Here is a 13,075-nt window from a genome sequence, read left to right on the forward strand (position 1 = left end):
ACGATCCGGGGGTTTCCCACATACGTGACTTGTAGTTTCTGAAGGTAATTACATCTTCTTCATACTCATAGGGCCTGTTGAAGGTGTGGATAACCTGCGAAATACCTTGTCAGAGCATGATCTACCCTGAGCACCGGCTGTGGATGGACCACGGCCCGGGTGGGAGGGGTTGTGGACAGTTTCCGGGCGGAAAGTTATCCACAGATGACTCCCCAGCCGTGGACACACGGTTATCCACAGGCTTTTTCGGGCGTACCGGTCGTCAGGACTGCTTGATCTGGTTGGTGAGCTCGGTCACCTGGTTGTACAGGACCCGGTCCTCGCCGATCTTCTCGCTGATCTTGCGGACCGCGTGCAGCACCGTCGAGTGGTCACGGCCACCGAACCTGGCCCCGATCTTCGGGAGCGACAGGTCGGTCAGTTCCCGGCACAGGTACATGGCGACCTGACGGGCCTGGGCGATCGACTGCACCCGGCTGCTGCCGGTCAGATCGTCCATCGTGATGCTGAAGTAGCGCGACGAGGCGTCCATGATGGTCTGCGCGTCGACCGGCGCGGCGTCCTCGGGCATGAGGTCGTTGAGCACCTCCTCGGCGAGGGCCACCGTCATCTCCTGCTGGTTCAGGCTGGCAAGAGCGGCGACCCTTGTCAGGGCACCTTCGAGCTCGCGGATGTTGGTGGGGATGCGCGAGGCGATCAGTTCGAGCACCTGGGTACCGGCGGTCAGACGCTGCGAGGCGACCTTCTTCCGGAGGATGGCGATGCGCGTCTCGAGGTCGGGCGGCTGGATGTCGGTCATCAGGCCCCACTCGAAGCGCGAGCGCAGGCGTGGCTCGAGCGCCTCGAGGAGCTTCGGGGGCCGGTCGGAGGTCATCACGATCTGCTTCTGCGCGTTGTGCAGCGTGTTGAACGTGTGGAAGAACTCCTCCTGCGTCTGGATCTTCGACTCCAGGAACTGGATGTCATCGACGAGCAGGACGTCGACGTCGCGGTAGGAGCTGCGGAACTCGGCGGTGCGGTTCGACGAGATCGCGTTGATGAAGTCGTTGGTGAGTTCCTCGGTTGAGACGTACTTCACGCGGAGCTGCTCGTAGTAGCTGGTCACGTAGTGGCCGATGGCGTGGAGCAGGTGGGTCTTGCCGAGGCCGAGGGCCCGTAGATCATGAGCGGGTTGTACGACTTGCCCGGCGTCTCGGCCACGGCTGCGGCCGCGGCGTGCGCGAAGCGGTTCGACGAGCCGGCGACGAACGACTCGAACGTGTAGCGGGGGTTGAGCCGCACCTCCTGCGCCCTGGTGCGGGGCAGCATCGGCTGCGGAGGCAGGTCGGAGGGCGGCGACGGGTCGGCGACGGGCTCCTCCAGGACCATGTCCGGGTTGATCATCACGGCGAGGTGGGTGGGTTGTCCACATAGCTCGCTGAGCTTGTCCTCAATCTGTGCGCGGAGCCGCGTCTCGACCCGCTCGCGGGTCGTCTCGTCGGCCACAGCGAGCATCAACGTGCTGCCGTGCATGTCTAGTGGTCGCGTCCGGCGTAGCCAGGCGCGAGATGACATGTCGGCGTCCTCGACCACGTCGTCCCACAGGCCGGCCAGGTCTGGCGTCGGTGATGCGCTCACCCCACCCACTTCCCGGCGGTGCACTGTCGGCCCGCCACTTCACTCGTCCACAAGGTTGTCCACAAGAGGGTATAACTCTTCCGCCAGATTTGCTCATCGCGGAGGTCTTGTGGATAACCGTCGGGCAGGAAACCGAAACTAGTGCCCTTCGGAGGGCAGTGCAAGGAGAATCGGGGAACTGGTCGGCGTGTCGGCTGGACTACAGCCTTGTAATTTGCTTGGTTGACCGTCCTGCCGATGGCCGGTTTGGCTAACGGGCCCTTCCCGCGTATCGTTGAACAGTCGCCGTTTTTCGGCGCCACTTCCCCTGCCCATCAGGGCAGTTGCCAACTTTCGATTTTGAGGGAGTAATCCCATGAGCAAGCGCACCTTCCAGCCGAGCAACCGTCGTCGGTCCCGTACCCACGGCTTCCGCACCCGTATGCGTACCCGCGCCGGCCGCGCCATCCTCAGCGCCCGTCGTCGCAAGGGTCGCGTCGAGCTTTCGGCGTAAGGACCCGGTCGTCCCGTGCTACCGGGTCCGCGCCGCCTCAAGCGGCCCGCAGATTTCGGTGCCACCGTGCGGCGGGGCTCTCGAGCAGCAACGCCGACGGTGGTCGTGCACGTCCGACGTACCCCAGACCAAGATCCACCCGAATTCACCCGGGTGGGTTTTGTCGTATCCAAGAAGGTGGGAAACGCCGTCACCCGGAACCGGGTGAAGCGTCGCCTGCGTCACTTGGCGCGTGACCTGGACTCGCCCTTCACCACGGATGTCGTGGTGCGGGCGCTTCCTGCGGCCGCAACGGAGCCTGAACAGCTCCGCGAGGATCTCGGTCACGCGTGGAGCCGTGCCTTTGCGAGGGCCGCGTCATGCTGAAGTACCCCTGATCTGGTTCGTGAAGGGATGGCGCCGCTTCATCTCGCCGATGTACGGCGACGTGTGCAAGTACCACCCCACCTGCTCGCAGTACGGGCTCACCGCACTCGAGACCCACGGGGCCCTCAAGGGCTCGTACCTGATCGTCAAACGTCTCATCCGTTGCCATCCGTGGTCGATGGGTGGGGTTGATTACGTGCCTGGGACGGCTGCGGCCGAAGCCTGGGCAGAACAGAACTCCGATGTAACCCGGGACGCAGCAGCTGCGCCCATGCCGAATGAGGTGTAGCAAGTGGTCGAACTTCTCGTGTCGCTGAATCTGTGGGACAGCTTCATGGGCGTGCTCTCTGCGATGATGCAGCCGCTCTACTGGGCGATCTCCGGGCTGCTCGTGTTCTTCCACTGGGTCTTCAGCCCCTTCTGGGTGCCGACTCCGGGTGGACGTGGGCTCTCGCCATCGTGATGATGACCGTCACGATCCGCACGGCGCTCATCCCGCTGTTCGTGAAGCAGATCAACTCCGCGCGCAACATGCAGTTGCTCCAGCCCAAGCTGGCCGAGCTGCAGAAGAAGCACGGCTCCGACCGGGAACGCCTGGGTCAGGAGACGATGAAGCTCTACCAGTCCGAGGGCGTCAACCCGATGGCCTCGTGTCTGCCGATGCTGATCCAGATGCCGATCTTCATCTCGCTGTTTCGTGTGCTGCAGGGCGTCACGGACGGCAATGTCCGCGGCACCTGGCTGAAGAATGCCCGGAGCTGGTCGAGTCGCTCCAGAACGCCACCGTCTTCGGCGCCCGCCTCGCCGGCCACGTGTTCCCCTCACGCCCTTCGGTGCCACCCAGGTCATCGGCATCATCCTCGTGATCCTGATGGTCGGCACGTTCTTCATGACGCAGCTGCAGCTGATGCGCAAGAACATGCCGCCGGAGTCGCTTACCGGCCAGGCCGCGCAGATGCAGAAGATGATGCTCTACTTCTTCCCGGTCATCTACGCGATGTCGGCCGTGGTCGTCCCGATCGGCGTGCTCGTCTACTGGCTCACCTCGAACCTGTGGACCATGGGCCAGCAGGGCATCCTGATCCGCAACAACCCCGCGCCGAACACTCCCGCCTACATCGACTGGGAGGAGCGCATGCTGGCCAAGGGCAAGGACCCCGAGGCCATCGTGCTCGCGCGTGCCGAGAAGAGCCGCAAGACCAAGAAGACCCCCACGCAGACGCGCACCGTCTCGACCGCTACCGACACCGAGGGTGCGGCAGTGGAGCAGAAGGTCGTGCGCCAGGAGGTCACCCGCCAGACGGTGAAGACGACCGAGGACGGTCGCCGCGTCGTCACGCGCCAGCAGCCCGGTGGGCAGTCGCGCGCGCAGCGGAAGAAGAAGTAACCAAGCCACGCCCCCGGGGCACGAGAGAGGAAACTCCCATGACGAATCACGAGTCTGAAGCAACGCTCCTCGCCGAGGGCGACCTGGTTGCCGACTACCTCGAGGAACTGCTGGACATCGCCGACCTCGATGGTGACATCGAGAACTCTGTGCAGGACGGCCGCGCCTACATCGCGATCGACACCGACTCCGAGCTTCTTGTCGGCAAGGACGGCGAGGTGCTGGATGCGCTCCAGGAGCTCGCCGCCTCGTCGTGATGACCGAGACGGGTAACCGTTCACGCCTCATGGTCGATGTCGCGGGCTACCGTGCGCGTCGCCGTGCCGAGCTCGTCGTGATGGCCAAGGACGCGATCGCGGCCGTCCATGAGTCGGGCGAGCCGGTCCGGATGACCCCCTGAACGCCTACGAGCGCAAGATCGTCCACGATGAGGTCGCTGCCGCCGGGCTCGTCAGTGAGTCCGAGGGCGAGCCGCCGACACGTCGCGTCGTGGTCCGCCCCGCGTGACCGGAACACCCGAGGCCGAGACCGCCCTCCTGGAGGCCTACCCCCAGGCCGCCGACTCGCTAAAGCGATATGTCGATATTCTGGGTGGCCGGGCCTCGAGTGGGGGCTGATGGGGCCGCGTGAGGGCGACAGGCTCTGGACGCGGCACATCGCCAACTCACTTGCCCTTGTCGACGCGGTCCCCACCGGGGTGCGGGTCGCCGACATCGGCAGCGGCGCCGGCCTTCCCGGCATTCCCCTCGCGATCGCTCGGCCCGACCTGGAGGTCACGCTCGTCGAGCCGCTGCTGCGCCGCGCGAACTTCCTGACCCTCGCCGTCGAGGAACTGGGGCTGGGTGAGCGGGTCCACGTGCTGAGGGCCAGGGCCGAGGACACCAGGGAGACATTCGACGTCGTCACCTGCAGGGCAGTTGCCGCCCTCGAGAAGCTACTGAAGTGGACGATCCCACTGTTCGCCCCGCACGGTGCCCTGATCGCCCTGAAGGGGAGTCGGCCGAGGATGAGATTCGCGCCGCAGGCAACGCGCTGAAGGCGGCCGGCCTTGAGGCCCGGGTGATGGAACTGCGCGCCGCCCGGGTGTCGATCCCACGCGTGCGATCAAGGTGACGAAGGCGGGCTGATCCCCGGCGGTTCTGTTCTCTTCTCCCGCGGCTCTGTTTGTTCTCAGACGGTTCTGTTCTATCGTCTGGCGGCCGGGTCTGTGCCGTGCCACTCCCCCGGGCTCGGTTCGTGAGAATCGGCCAGTAGCCGATTCTGCCCGGTCTGCCTGAAACTATCGGCCACCGAGTCCCTTGCTTCCGTTGCGCCTCTCCCGGGGATCGGTGCGTGAGAATCGGCCAGTAGCCGATTCTGCCCGGTCTGCCTGAAACTATCGGCCACTGACCCGGGTGCGGTGCTCCGGGATTGGTTCGTCCCGAACCGCAGCCCCATGCTGTCGTCCGATCGTTCCGGTCGAGGCGGTCGGTGTGGGTCCGTAGTTGTCGATGCTCGACCGGACGGAGTCGCGTCGCCGCATCGGGCCCGACCGTCAGGCGTTGAGGCGGCCCTCAGAGGCACTGGGCGGTTGTGTGGACGGCGGCCGGTCCGGGAGACATTGGACTGGCCAGGTTGAGCGCGAAACCGTGCTTCCTTTCCGGGTGTCAGCAGGTCGTTGCCGTTGCTAGGTTTCACGTGAAACGATCAAGGTGCTCCTCACCGCCATGACCAGTACCCCACCAAGCCAATCAGCTATAAACGGATATAGCGATAAAAGGCTAGAAGGTTAAAAGGTTATACGTCCTCGCAGACGGACGTGTACCGTTTCACGTGAAACGGTTACCCTCTCATTGAGGGTGGAATCGGAATCGTCGGGTTCCTTCGGTAGAGTCGCCTCGTACCCCGAGGAGGCATCACATGGCGTTGTTCTTTCGCAAGCGGAAGACTCGTGAGTTCGACGAAGAACCATGGAAGGACCACAACAGCGTTTCACGTGAAACGGGCGGCAATCCACGGCGTGCGGTCGACTCCCAGACGGTAGATGATGAGTATGGCGACGAGATGGTCCCCACGGGGCCCAAGTCGCCGTAGAGCTCCCCGGCCCAAGGAACCACGCATCATCGTCGTAGCGAACCAGAAGGGTGGCGTGGGAAAGACCACCACGACCGTCAACATCGCTACGGCCCTGGCTCTCGGTGGGCTCAACGTCCTCGTCGTGGACACTGATCCCCAGGGCAATGCCTCCACCGCGCTGGGAGTGGAGCACTCGCCCGGAACAAAGGGCACCTACGAGGTCCTCATCGACCGCGTCGGGATCATCGAACATGCACAGCCCTCCCGCACAGCCCGAACCTGCACGTGCTCCCTGCCGCGATCGATCTCTCTGCAGCCGAGCTGGAGTTGGTCAACGAGCGCGGCCGCGAACATCGGATGCGTGATGCCATCGAGCAGTACGTCGAGGAGTCCGGGGTCGATTACGTCTTCTTCGACTGTCCCCCGTCGCTCGGATTGCTCACGCTGAACGCTCTCGTCGCCGCCACCGAGATCCTCGTGCCCATTCAGACCGAGTACTACGCACTGGAGGGCGTCACCCAGTTGATGCGCACGATCGACCGCGTCAAGGGCAATCTGAACGACGATCTCGTCCTGAGCACCATCGTTCTGACCATGTACGACGCGCGGACGAACCTATCCCGGGAGGTTGCGGAAGAGGTGCGCAAACACTTCGCCGCCCAGACGTTGGATACGGAGATCCCGCGCTCGGTCAAGATCGCTGAGGCCCCGAGCTACGGGCTCCCCGTGATCACCTATCAGCCCAAGTCCGTCGGAGCCGTGGCGTACCTCACGGCCGCGGAGGAAATTGCACGCAGGGAGTGGAGAACTGACATGGCGACAAAGCAGAGTGGGCTCGGCCGCGGCCTCGGCGACCTGTTCGCCCGAACCGACGACGATCAGGAGGTGAAGCCGCTCACCGACGGCTCAACCTTCGCCGATCTCCCGCTGGGCCAGATCTCCCCCAATCCGCAGCAGCCCCGCACGGTGTTCGACGAGGACGACCTGGACGAACTGGCCGACTCGATCGCCGAGTTCGGCGTCCTGCAACCAGTTGTGGTGCGTAGGGCGGGTCGGAACCGTTATGAACTCATCATGGGGGAGCGGCGCCTCAGGGCCAGCAAGCTGGCCGGCCGGGAGACGATCCCCGCGATCATCCGGGGCACGGATGACACGGCGCTCCTCCGCGATGCGCTGCTCGAGAACCTCCATCGGGCGAACCTGAACCCCATCGAGGAGGCCCAGGCCTACGATCAGCTGCTGCGCGACTTTGCCTGCACCAAGGAGGATCTGTCCCAGAAGATCCATCGTTCGCGTCCACAGGTATCCAACACCCTGCGCCTGTTGAATCTGTCTCCGAAGGTCCAGACCAAGGTGGCAGCAGGCGTCCTGAGCGCCGGTCACGCTCGGGCCCTGCTGGGCCTTCCGGATGAGGACGCCCAGGAGCGACTCGCCGAGCGCATCGTCGCAGAGGGCTGTCAGTCCGGTCGACGGAGGAGATCGTGGCACTCGGGCGTGGCACCGTAAGCCGCCCGGCCACCCTCAGCAGGGGAGCCAGGCAGCCGAACGAGAGGGAACGTGACCTCTCAAGTCAGCTCAGTGACCAGTTCGACACCAGGGTCCGCGTCGATATTGGGCGGAACAAGGGGAAGATCACCATCGAGTTCGCCACCGGTGACGATCTCGACCGCATCATGGCCATTCTCGACGGCAAGACCATCTAACGATTCACCGACTAACGGGTAAACCGATAAGTCGATATAGCGACCAGGAGATTAGACGATGACCGAGCAGGTCGACCATCAGCAGGTCACGATCGATGCCGAGGACATCCCCGGTGTGAAGTCTGCGCTGATGCGCTACAGGGTGATGGCGTGGGTGGTGGGCATCCTCCTCGCCGTCCTGATGCTTGTGGGCATGCCCTTGAAGTACATCTGGGGCGACGGACGCGTCGTGATGTGGACGGGCATCCCCACGGCTGGCTCTACATGGTGCTGCTGATCACCGCATACGACCTCGGTCGTCGCGTCCAGTGGTCGCTCAAGTGGTTCCTGGCGATCATGCTGGCCGGCACGGTGCCGTTCCTGTCCTTCGTCGCCGAGCACTTCGCCACGAAGAACGTGCGAGCCGTCCTCGCACGCTCCGAGGCCTGAGCCGCCCTTACGCGGCCTTGGCAGCGCGGTCGGCCTTCTTGGCCTCGTCCTTTGCGAACCCTCGCGCGGCGTAGATCCCGAATGCGACGGCGCCGCCGGCGAACACCCACCACTGGAGGGCGTACCCGCGATGGGTGGGTGACCCCTCAGAGGCCGGCAGTAGCAGGGGGCCGCATCCAGCCCCTGAGCCGACGAATCGGCCGCGCTGAGCGTGACGTAGCCGGCCACCAGCGGGCTTGGCCACTCCTGGGCGAGTTCCTGCACCCGGAGCGTCGGGTGGTCGGCGAGGCTGGTCGAGGTGCCGCTGTAGGGCTTGTCCGGGGCCAGGAAGGTGCCTTCGATGCTCTGCTCGCCCGGAGGGGGCGCCTGAGCCGTGTCACCGGGGGCCATGGCACCACGTACCACCGTGACGTAACGTCCGTCGTCCATCCGGAACAAGGTGGCCACACGCCAGAGATCGGAATCGCCGATCCGCGCCTCCCGGTCTGCGACGTAGCTCCCGCTCAGCGTCACCCGCCGCCCGTAGATGTCCTGGATGGTGCCATCCTCGGAGATGTTCTCCGCGAGGGCAACTGCGGGCTGGGTGGCACGCTCCGCGGAGACGTCGCGGGTCGACTCCTCGTAGGAGCTCATCTGCCACAACCCGAGCAGCATCATCGCGCCGGCGACGACGCAGCCGGCGGTGACGGCGAGGGCCTGCTTCGTCCGCAGTTTCATGTCAGTGTTCCACGGTGGCGACGAGCTTGGCCACGACCTCGCCTACCTCGCGACCCGCGGCCTCGATGGCCAGTGGGGCCAGCGAGGTCTCCGTCATGCCGGGAGCCACGTTGGCCTCGATGAACGTGGGCACGCCGCCCTGGACGATCATGTCGATGCGGGAGATGTGACGCAGGCCGAGGGCGTGGTGGGCGGCGACCGCGAGGGTCTCGGCGGCCTCGAGCACGTCGCGTGGGAGGGCGGCCGGCGTGACGAAGCGGGTCGCCCCGGCGGTGTAGCGCGACTCGTAGTCATAGACACCGGACTCGGGCCGGATCTCGACCGCGGGCAGCGCCACCGGCCCGTCGCCCTCGTCGAGCACCGTCACCGCGATCTCGGTGCCCTCCAGGTACGACTCGATGACGGCGACGGCACCGTAGGCGTAGGCCGCCACCAGCGCACTCGGCAGCTCCGCAGCGGAGTTGACCTTCGTGACGCCGAGGGCGGAGCCGCTGCGGGACGGCTTGACAATGAGGGGGTAGCCGAGCTGCGCACCGATGCCCTCCATCAGCACGGGTGCCCCGAGCTCACGGAAGATGTCGTGGGGCAGGGCGATCTGCCTCGGGGCGGCGAGCCCGGCGGCCCGGATGACGGATGTGGCGATCGACTTGTCGAACGTGATCCGCGACGCGGCGCCGGACGAGCCGACGAAGGGGACCCCAGCACACCGAGCACCTCCCGCAGCGCGCCGTCTTCGCCCAGGCCACCATGCAACATCGGAACGACCACGGCGTCAGGGTTGTCGCGCAGCAGCTGCACCAGGTCGCCGGTGACGTCGGCCTCGATCACATCGACGCCCGAGTCGCGCAGCGATGTGGCCACGCGCCGTCCGGAACGCAGCGACACGTCCCGCTCGTGGCTCAGTCCACCGGCGATCACGATGACGGTCATGTTCGATCCACTCTCCTTGGCTGGCTCAGCTCAGATCCGGGCCCGGGCCAGGCCCGCGACGCAGGTTGGTAGGCGACACGTGGACGCCGAAGGTGCTCATCACCTCGAGCTCACCGCGGATCACGTCAGCGAAGCGCTGGACGCCGAGCCGGATGCGATCGGGTGTGGGGAAACAGTACGACAGGCGCACATTGCGGGCGCCACCGCCGTCGGCGAAGAACGCCGGGCCGGGCACGAACGCCACGCGGGCGTCGACGCCTCGCGGGAGCATCGCCTGCGAATCGATGCCCTCCGGGAGCGTCACCCAGACGAAGAAGCCCCCGCCGGGTGCGTCCAGGTCGATCCCGCCGGCATGAACTCCTCGAGCGCGGTGAGCATCGAATCGCGCCGCTCGCGGTACATGTCCTTGAAGACGGTGATCTGACCCCTCCAGTCCTGGTTGGCGAGGTAGTCGGAGATGGCGAACTGGCTGAACACCGGCGGGCAGAGCGTCGCCGATTCCTGCGCCAGCACGAGCTTCTCGCGGACACCGTGGGGTGCGAGTACCCATCCCACCCGGAATCCGGGGGCGAAGGTCTTCGAGAAGGAGCCGAGATAGATCACGTTGGGCTCGAAGGAGCGCATCGCCGGCAGCGGCTCCGCGTCCAGGGACAGGAGGCCGTACGGGTTGTCCTCGACGACGATCACGCCCTCAGCGGCGCAGGCGGCGACCACCTCGTGGCGGCGCTGCAGTGTCTGTGTGATGCCGGAGGGGTTGTTGTAGTTGGGGATCGTGTAGAGGAACTTGACCCGCCTACCCTCGGCCTTGAGCCGCCGCGTGGTGTCGCGGAGCGCGGCGGGGTCGATCCCGTCGGCGTCGCTCGGGATGTGCACCACGTCGGCCTGGTAGCTGAGGAACGTGCCGAGTGCCCCCACGTAGGACGGCGACTCGGCAAGGATCACGTCCCGGGGTCGCAGAAGATGCGGGTGACGAGGTCGAGCCCCTGCTGGGAACCCGCCGTGATCATCACGTCGTCCGCGTGGGCGGTGATTCCCTCCAGCGCCATCACGCCGAGGATCTGCTCGCGCAGCCCGATCTCGCCCTGCCCTGAGCCGTATTGCATCACCTGGACGCCGTTGCCCACGATCATCGAGCCGATCGACGCGCCGATCCGCTCGAGGGAAGGTCCTTGATGTTCGGCATCCCGCCGGCGAGCGACACGATCTCAGGCCGGTTGGCTACCGAGAACAGAGCTCGGACTGCGGAGACCCGCATGCCGTTGGTGCGCTGTGAGTAGCTGTCGACGAACCCGTCGAGACGGGTGTCGTGTCGATCCTGGTCGGTCACGATTGATGCCTTGTCATATCTGTCGGCGTGGGTACGGCCACCCTAGCCCCTGCCGTCACCCCGTGACAGACTGCTCAAACTGCTCGAGGAGACCGCGGATCTCCTCCTCATCCTGGTCGGACAGTCCCACGACCATGAGGCCGGTGTCGCGCTCGATGGTGGCGCAGCCGACGGTCTCCTCGTCGGAGTACTCGTCGGAGAGGCCGCACAGCAGGTTGCCCGTCGGGGTGGCCACAGGGCTGGAGGATGAGACGGGTTGGGGCGACTCGAAGCCCGCGTCACCCATGAACGAGTCGAGGTCGTTCTGGGGCCACTGCATGACCAGCACGATGGACGCGGTGCCGTCGGAGTAGTCGGCGCTGGTGAGGTGTCCGTCATCGGAGGGCTTCAGGGTGCCCCGGACGTAGGAACCGAGCTGGATCGGCGGCTCCATCGCGAACGGGGGGTCGGGCTCTGGCTCGCTGACGGCGAACCGGAGAAGCCACCGCCCAGGCCGACTCCGAGCAGGATGGCGCCGATGATGAGGGCGGCCAGGGCGGCGAGGCCTCCGTACTTCACCCTGTCCGGGATCGGCGGCTTGGGCTCGACGTGCAGAGATGCCACGGGCTTCCAATCGGAGTCCGCGGGATCCCCGCCCGAGGGGCTTCAGGCCGTTCAGTCATCAGAGGAGCTCGTCGATGGCCTTCTTGAGCGCGTTCTTCGTCTTGCCGCCGGAGAGGGACTTGGCCACGCGTCCACCCTGGAAGAACTGCAGCGTCGGCAGCGAGAGGATGCCCTGTTCGGCCGCGAGGTTGGGGTTCGAGTTGGTGTCGACCTTCACGAACTTCACCTGGCCGTATTCGCCGGAGAGCTCCTCGATGATGGGCGAGAGCTGCTTGCAGGGCGAGCACCAGTCGGCCCAGTAGTCGACGACGACGAGTCCGTCGGCCATCAGCACCTCGTCGACAAACGACTTCTCGGTAACGTCGGTCACTGCCACGGTTGTATCTCCTTCTTACTAAAAGTCTCTTGACTGCTCAGTCGGCGATCGACTGCAGGTAGCGCTCGGCGTCCAGGGCCGCGGAACACCCGTACCCGCAGCTGTGACGGCCTGGCGGTAGGTGTGGTCGACGAGGTCGCCGCACGCGAACACGCCTGGCAGGTTGGTGGCAGTGGTGCGACCCTCGACGAGCACATAGCCTTCGGGTCGAGGTCGACCTGCCCCTTGACCAGCTCGGAGCGTGGGTCGTGGCCGATCGCGATGAAGAGCCCGTTGACCGGAACGTCGCGCAGGTCGCCCGTGGTGGTGTCGCGCAGCGTGATCGACTCGACGGAGCGCTCACCGTTGATCGTCTCGACGGCGGAGTTCCAGGCAAAGTCGATCTTGGGGTCCTTCATGGCCCGGTCGATCATGATCTTCGAGGCGCGCAACTCGTCGCGGCGGTGGACAACCACGACGCTCGAGCCGAAACGGGAGAGGAAGGTGGCCTCCTCCATGGCGGAGTCGCCGCCGCCGACGACGGCGATCGGCTTGTCGCGGAAGAAGGCGCCGTCGCAGGTGGCGCACCAGGACACGCCGCGGCCGGAGAGCCGCTCCTCGTCGGGTAGGCCGAGCTTGCGGTAGCCGGAGCCCATGGCGAGGATGACCGACTTGGCGCGGTACTCGACGTCGTCGGAATCCTTGACGATCTTGATGTCACCCGTGAGGTCGACGGCGGTCACGTCGTCGGTGATCAGCTGGGCTCCGAAGCGTTCCGCCTGGGCCCGCATGCTCGTCATCAGTTCGGGGCCGTCGATGCCCTCGGGAAACCCGGGTAGTTCTCGACCTCGGTGGTGTTCATCAGCGCGCCGCCGGATTCGAGGGCCCCTCGAAGATGACGGGCGACAGGTTGGCGCGGGCCGCGTAGATGGCGGCGGTGTAACCGGCGGGCCGGAGCCGATGATGATGACATCGTGGGTGGTGGTCATGGATTCCTCTCGCGTGACCCGACCCATATTAGGCGCTGGGGCGAAATTGGCGATCCTCGGGAACCTGCCACCCCTTGAGAAGCCTCCCCTTCTGGCGTGCAATG

8 protein-coding genes and 10 pseudogenes are annotated in these 13,075 nt (G+C 65.7%); 10 read left to right on the plus strand and 8 right to left on the minus strand.

All coding sequences use genetic code 11. The features are described from left to right. Positions 1-262 precede the first annotated feature (262 nt). Positions 263-1,626 (minus strand): annotated as a pseudogene (gene dnaA, locus G7085_RS11760) (chromosomal replication initiator protein DnaA). A gap of 346 nt (positions 1,627-1,972) precedes the next feature. On the opposite strand from dnaA, the gene rpmH reads away from it, so the two are divergent. From rpmH to G7085_RS25735, 10 genes and pseudogenes are all read left to right on the plus strand, one after another. Then, positions 1,973-2,110, plus strand: a complete 138-nt coding sequence (gene rpmH / locus G7085_RS11765) for a 50S ribosomal protein L34 (RefSeq protein ID WP_077349367.1) — start codon at positions 1,973-1,975, stop codon at positions 2,108-2,110. 15 nt (positions 2,111-2,125) lie between these two features. Beyond that, the gene (gene rnpA / locus G7085_RS11770; protein ID WP_197511101.1) at positions 2,126-2,476 is read left to right on the plus strand and encodes a ribonuclease P protein component; all 351 of its coding nucleotides are present in this window, start codon (positions 2,126-2,128) and stop codon (positions 2,474-2,476) included. A 19-nt stretch (positions 2,477-2,495) separates the two neighbouring features. Next, entirely contained in the window at positions 2,496-2,765 is a 270-nt protein-coding gene (gene yidD, locus G7085_RS32595; RefSeq protein WP_408647099.1) for a membrane protein insertion efficiency factor YidD, read from the plus strand. A 3-nt stretch (positions 2,766-2,768) separates the two neighbouring features. After that, positions 2,769-3,863, plus strand: a pseudogene (gene yidC, locus G7085_RS11780) (membrane protein insertase YidC). Between the two features lie 38 nt (positions 3,864-3,901). Next, a pseudogene (locus G7085_RS11785) lies at positions 3,902-4,370 on the plus strand (Jag family protein). Positions 4,371-4,399: 29 nt separating this feature from the next. Beyond that, positions 4,400-4,990 (plus strand): annotated as a pseudogene (gene rsmG / locus G7085_RS11790) (16S rRNA (guanine(527)-N(7))-methyltransferase RsmG). A gap of 896 nt (positions 4,991-5,886) precedes the next feature. Then, positions 5,887-6,755: pseudogene (locus G7085_RS11795) on the plus strand (ParA family protein); the annotation flags it as partial. After that, a complete protein-coding gene (locus tag G7085_RS36315; protein WP_331715978.1) occupies positions 6,732-7,424 on the plus strand; it encodes a ParB/RepB/Spo0J family partition protein in 693 nt (230 codons plus the stop codon). The pseudogene G7085_RS11795 and the gene G7085_RS36315, both read left to right, overlap by 24 nt. After that, on the plus strand, positions 7,400-7,621 hold the full coding sequence (locus G7085_RS32600) for a hypothetical protein (protein ID WP_331715627.1): 222 nt from the start codon (positions 7,400-7,402) through the stop codon (positions 7,619-7,621). The genes G7085_RS36315 and G7085_RS32600 overlap by 25 nt, the downstream gene beginning before the upstream one ends. A gap of 193 nt (positions 7,622-7,814) precedes the next feature. Further along, positions 7,815-8,050, plus strand: a pseudogene (locus G7085_RS25735) (DUF3817 domain-containing protein). Between the two features lie 213 nt (positions 8,051-8,263). Here G7085_RS25735 and G7085_RS11810 read toward each other — a convergent pair. The 7 genes and pseudogenes from G7085_RS11810 to trxB all read right to left on the minus strand — a co-directional run. Continuing rightward, positions 8,264-8,767, minus strand: a pseudogene (locus G7085_RS11810) (SURF1 family cytochrome oxidase biogenesis protein); the annotation flags it as partial. Between the two features lies 1 nt (position 8,768). Further along, positions 8,769-9,697: pseudogene (locus tag G7085_RS11815) on the minus strand (D-alanine--D-alanine ligase family protein). Between the two features lie 25 nt (positions 9,698-9,722). After that, positions 9,723-11,027, minus strand: a pseudogene (locus G7085_RS11820) (aminotransferase-like domain-containing protein). Positions 11,028-11,079: 52 nt separating this feature from the next. Further along, a complete protein-coding gene (locus G7085_RS11825; protein WP_197511103.1) occupies positions 11,080-11,457 on the minus strand; it encodes a hypothetical protein in 378 nt (125 codons plus the stop codon). After that, positions 11,412-11,627 (minus strand): hypothetical protein, encoded by a 216-nt coding sequence (locus G7085_RS11830; RefSeq protein WP_197511104.1) that lies wholly within the window; start codon positions 11,625-11,627, stop codon positions 11,412-11,414. The genes G7085_RS11825 and G7085_RS11830 overlap by 46 nt, the downstream gene beginning before the upstream one ends. 58 nt (positions 11,628-11,685) lie before the next feature. Continuing rightward, on the minus strand, positions 11,686-12,003 hold the full coding sequence (gene trxA, locus G7085_RS11835) for a thioredoxin (protein ID WP_197511105.1): 318 nt from the start codon (positions 12,001-12,003) through the stop codon (positions 11,686-11,688). Between the two features lie 37 nt (positions 12,004-12,040). Next, a pseudogene (gene trxB / locus G7085_RS11840) lies at positions 12,041-12,998 on the minus strand (thioredoxin-disulfide reductase). Positions 12,999-13,075 lie beyond the last annotated feature (77 nt).

The sequence above is a fragment of the Tessaracoccus coleopterorum genome (assembly GCF_011174705.1).
GTDB classification, from domain to species: Bacteria; Actinomycetota; Actinomycetes; order Propionibacteriales; family Propionibacteriaceae; genus Arachnia; species Arachnia coleopterorum.

Excerpts from the sequence above, each read along its gene's own strand:
- rpmH (WP_077349367.1), top strand. The coding sequence starts at position 1,973 with ATGAGCAAGCGCACCTTCCAGCCGAGCAACCGTCGTCGGTCCCGTACC.
- G7085_RS36315 (WP_331715978.1), top strand. The coding sequence starts at position 6,732 with ATGGCGACAAAGCAGAGTGGGCTCGGCCGCGGCCTCGGCGACCTGTTC.
- G7085_RS11825 (WP_197511103.1), bottom strand. The coding sequence starts at position 11,457 with ATGGAGCCGCCGATCCAGCTCGGTTCCTACGTCCGGGGCACCCTGAAG.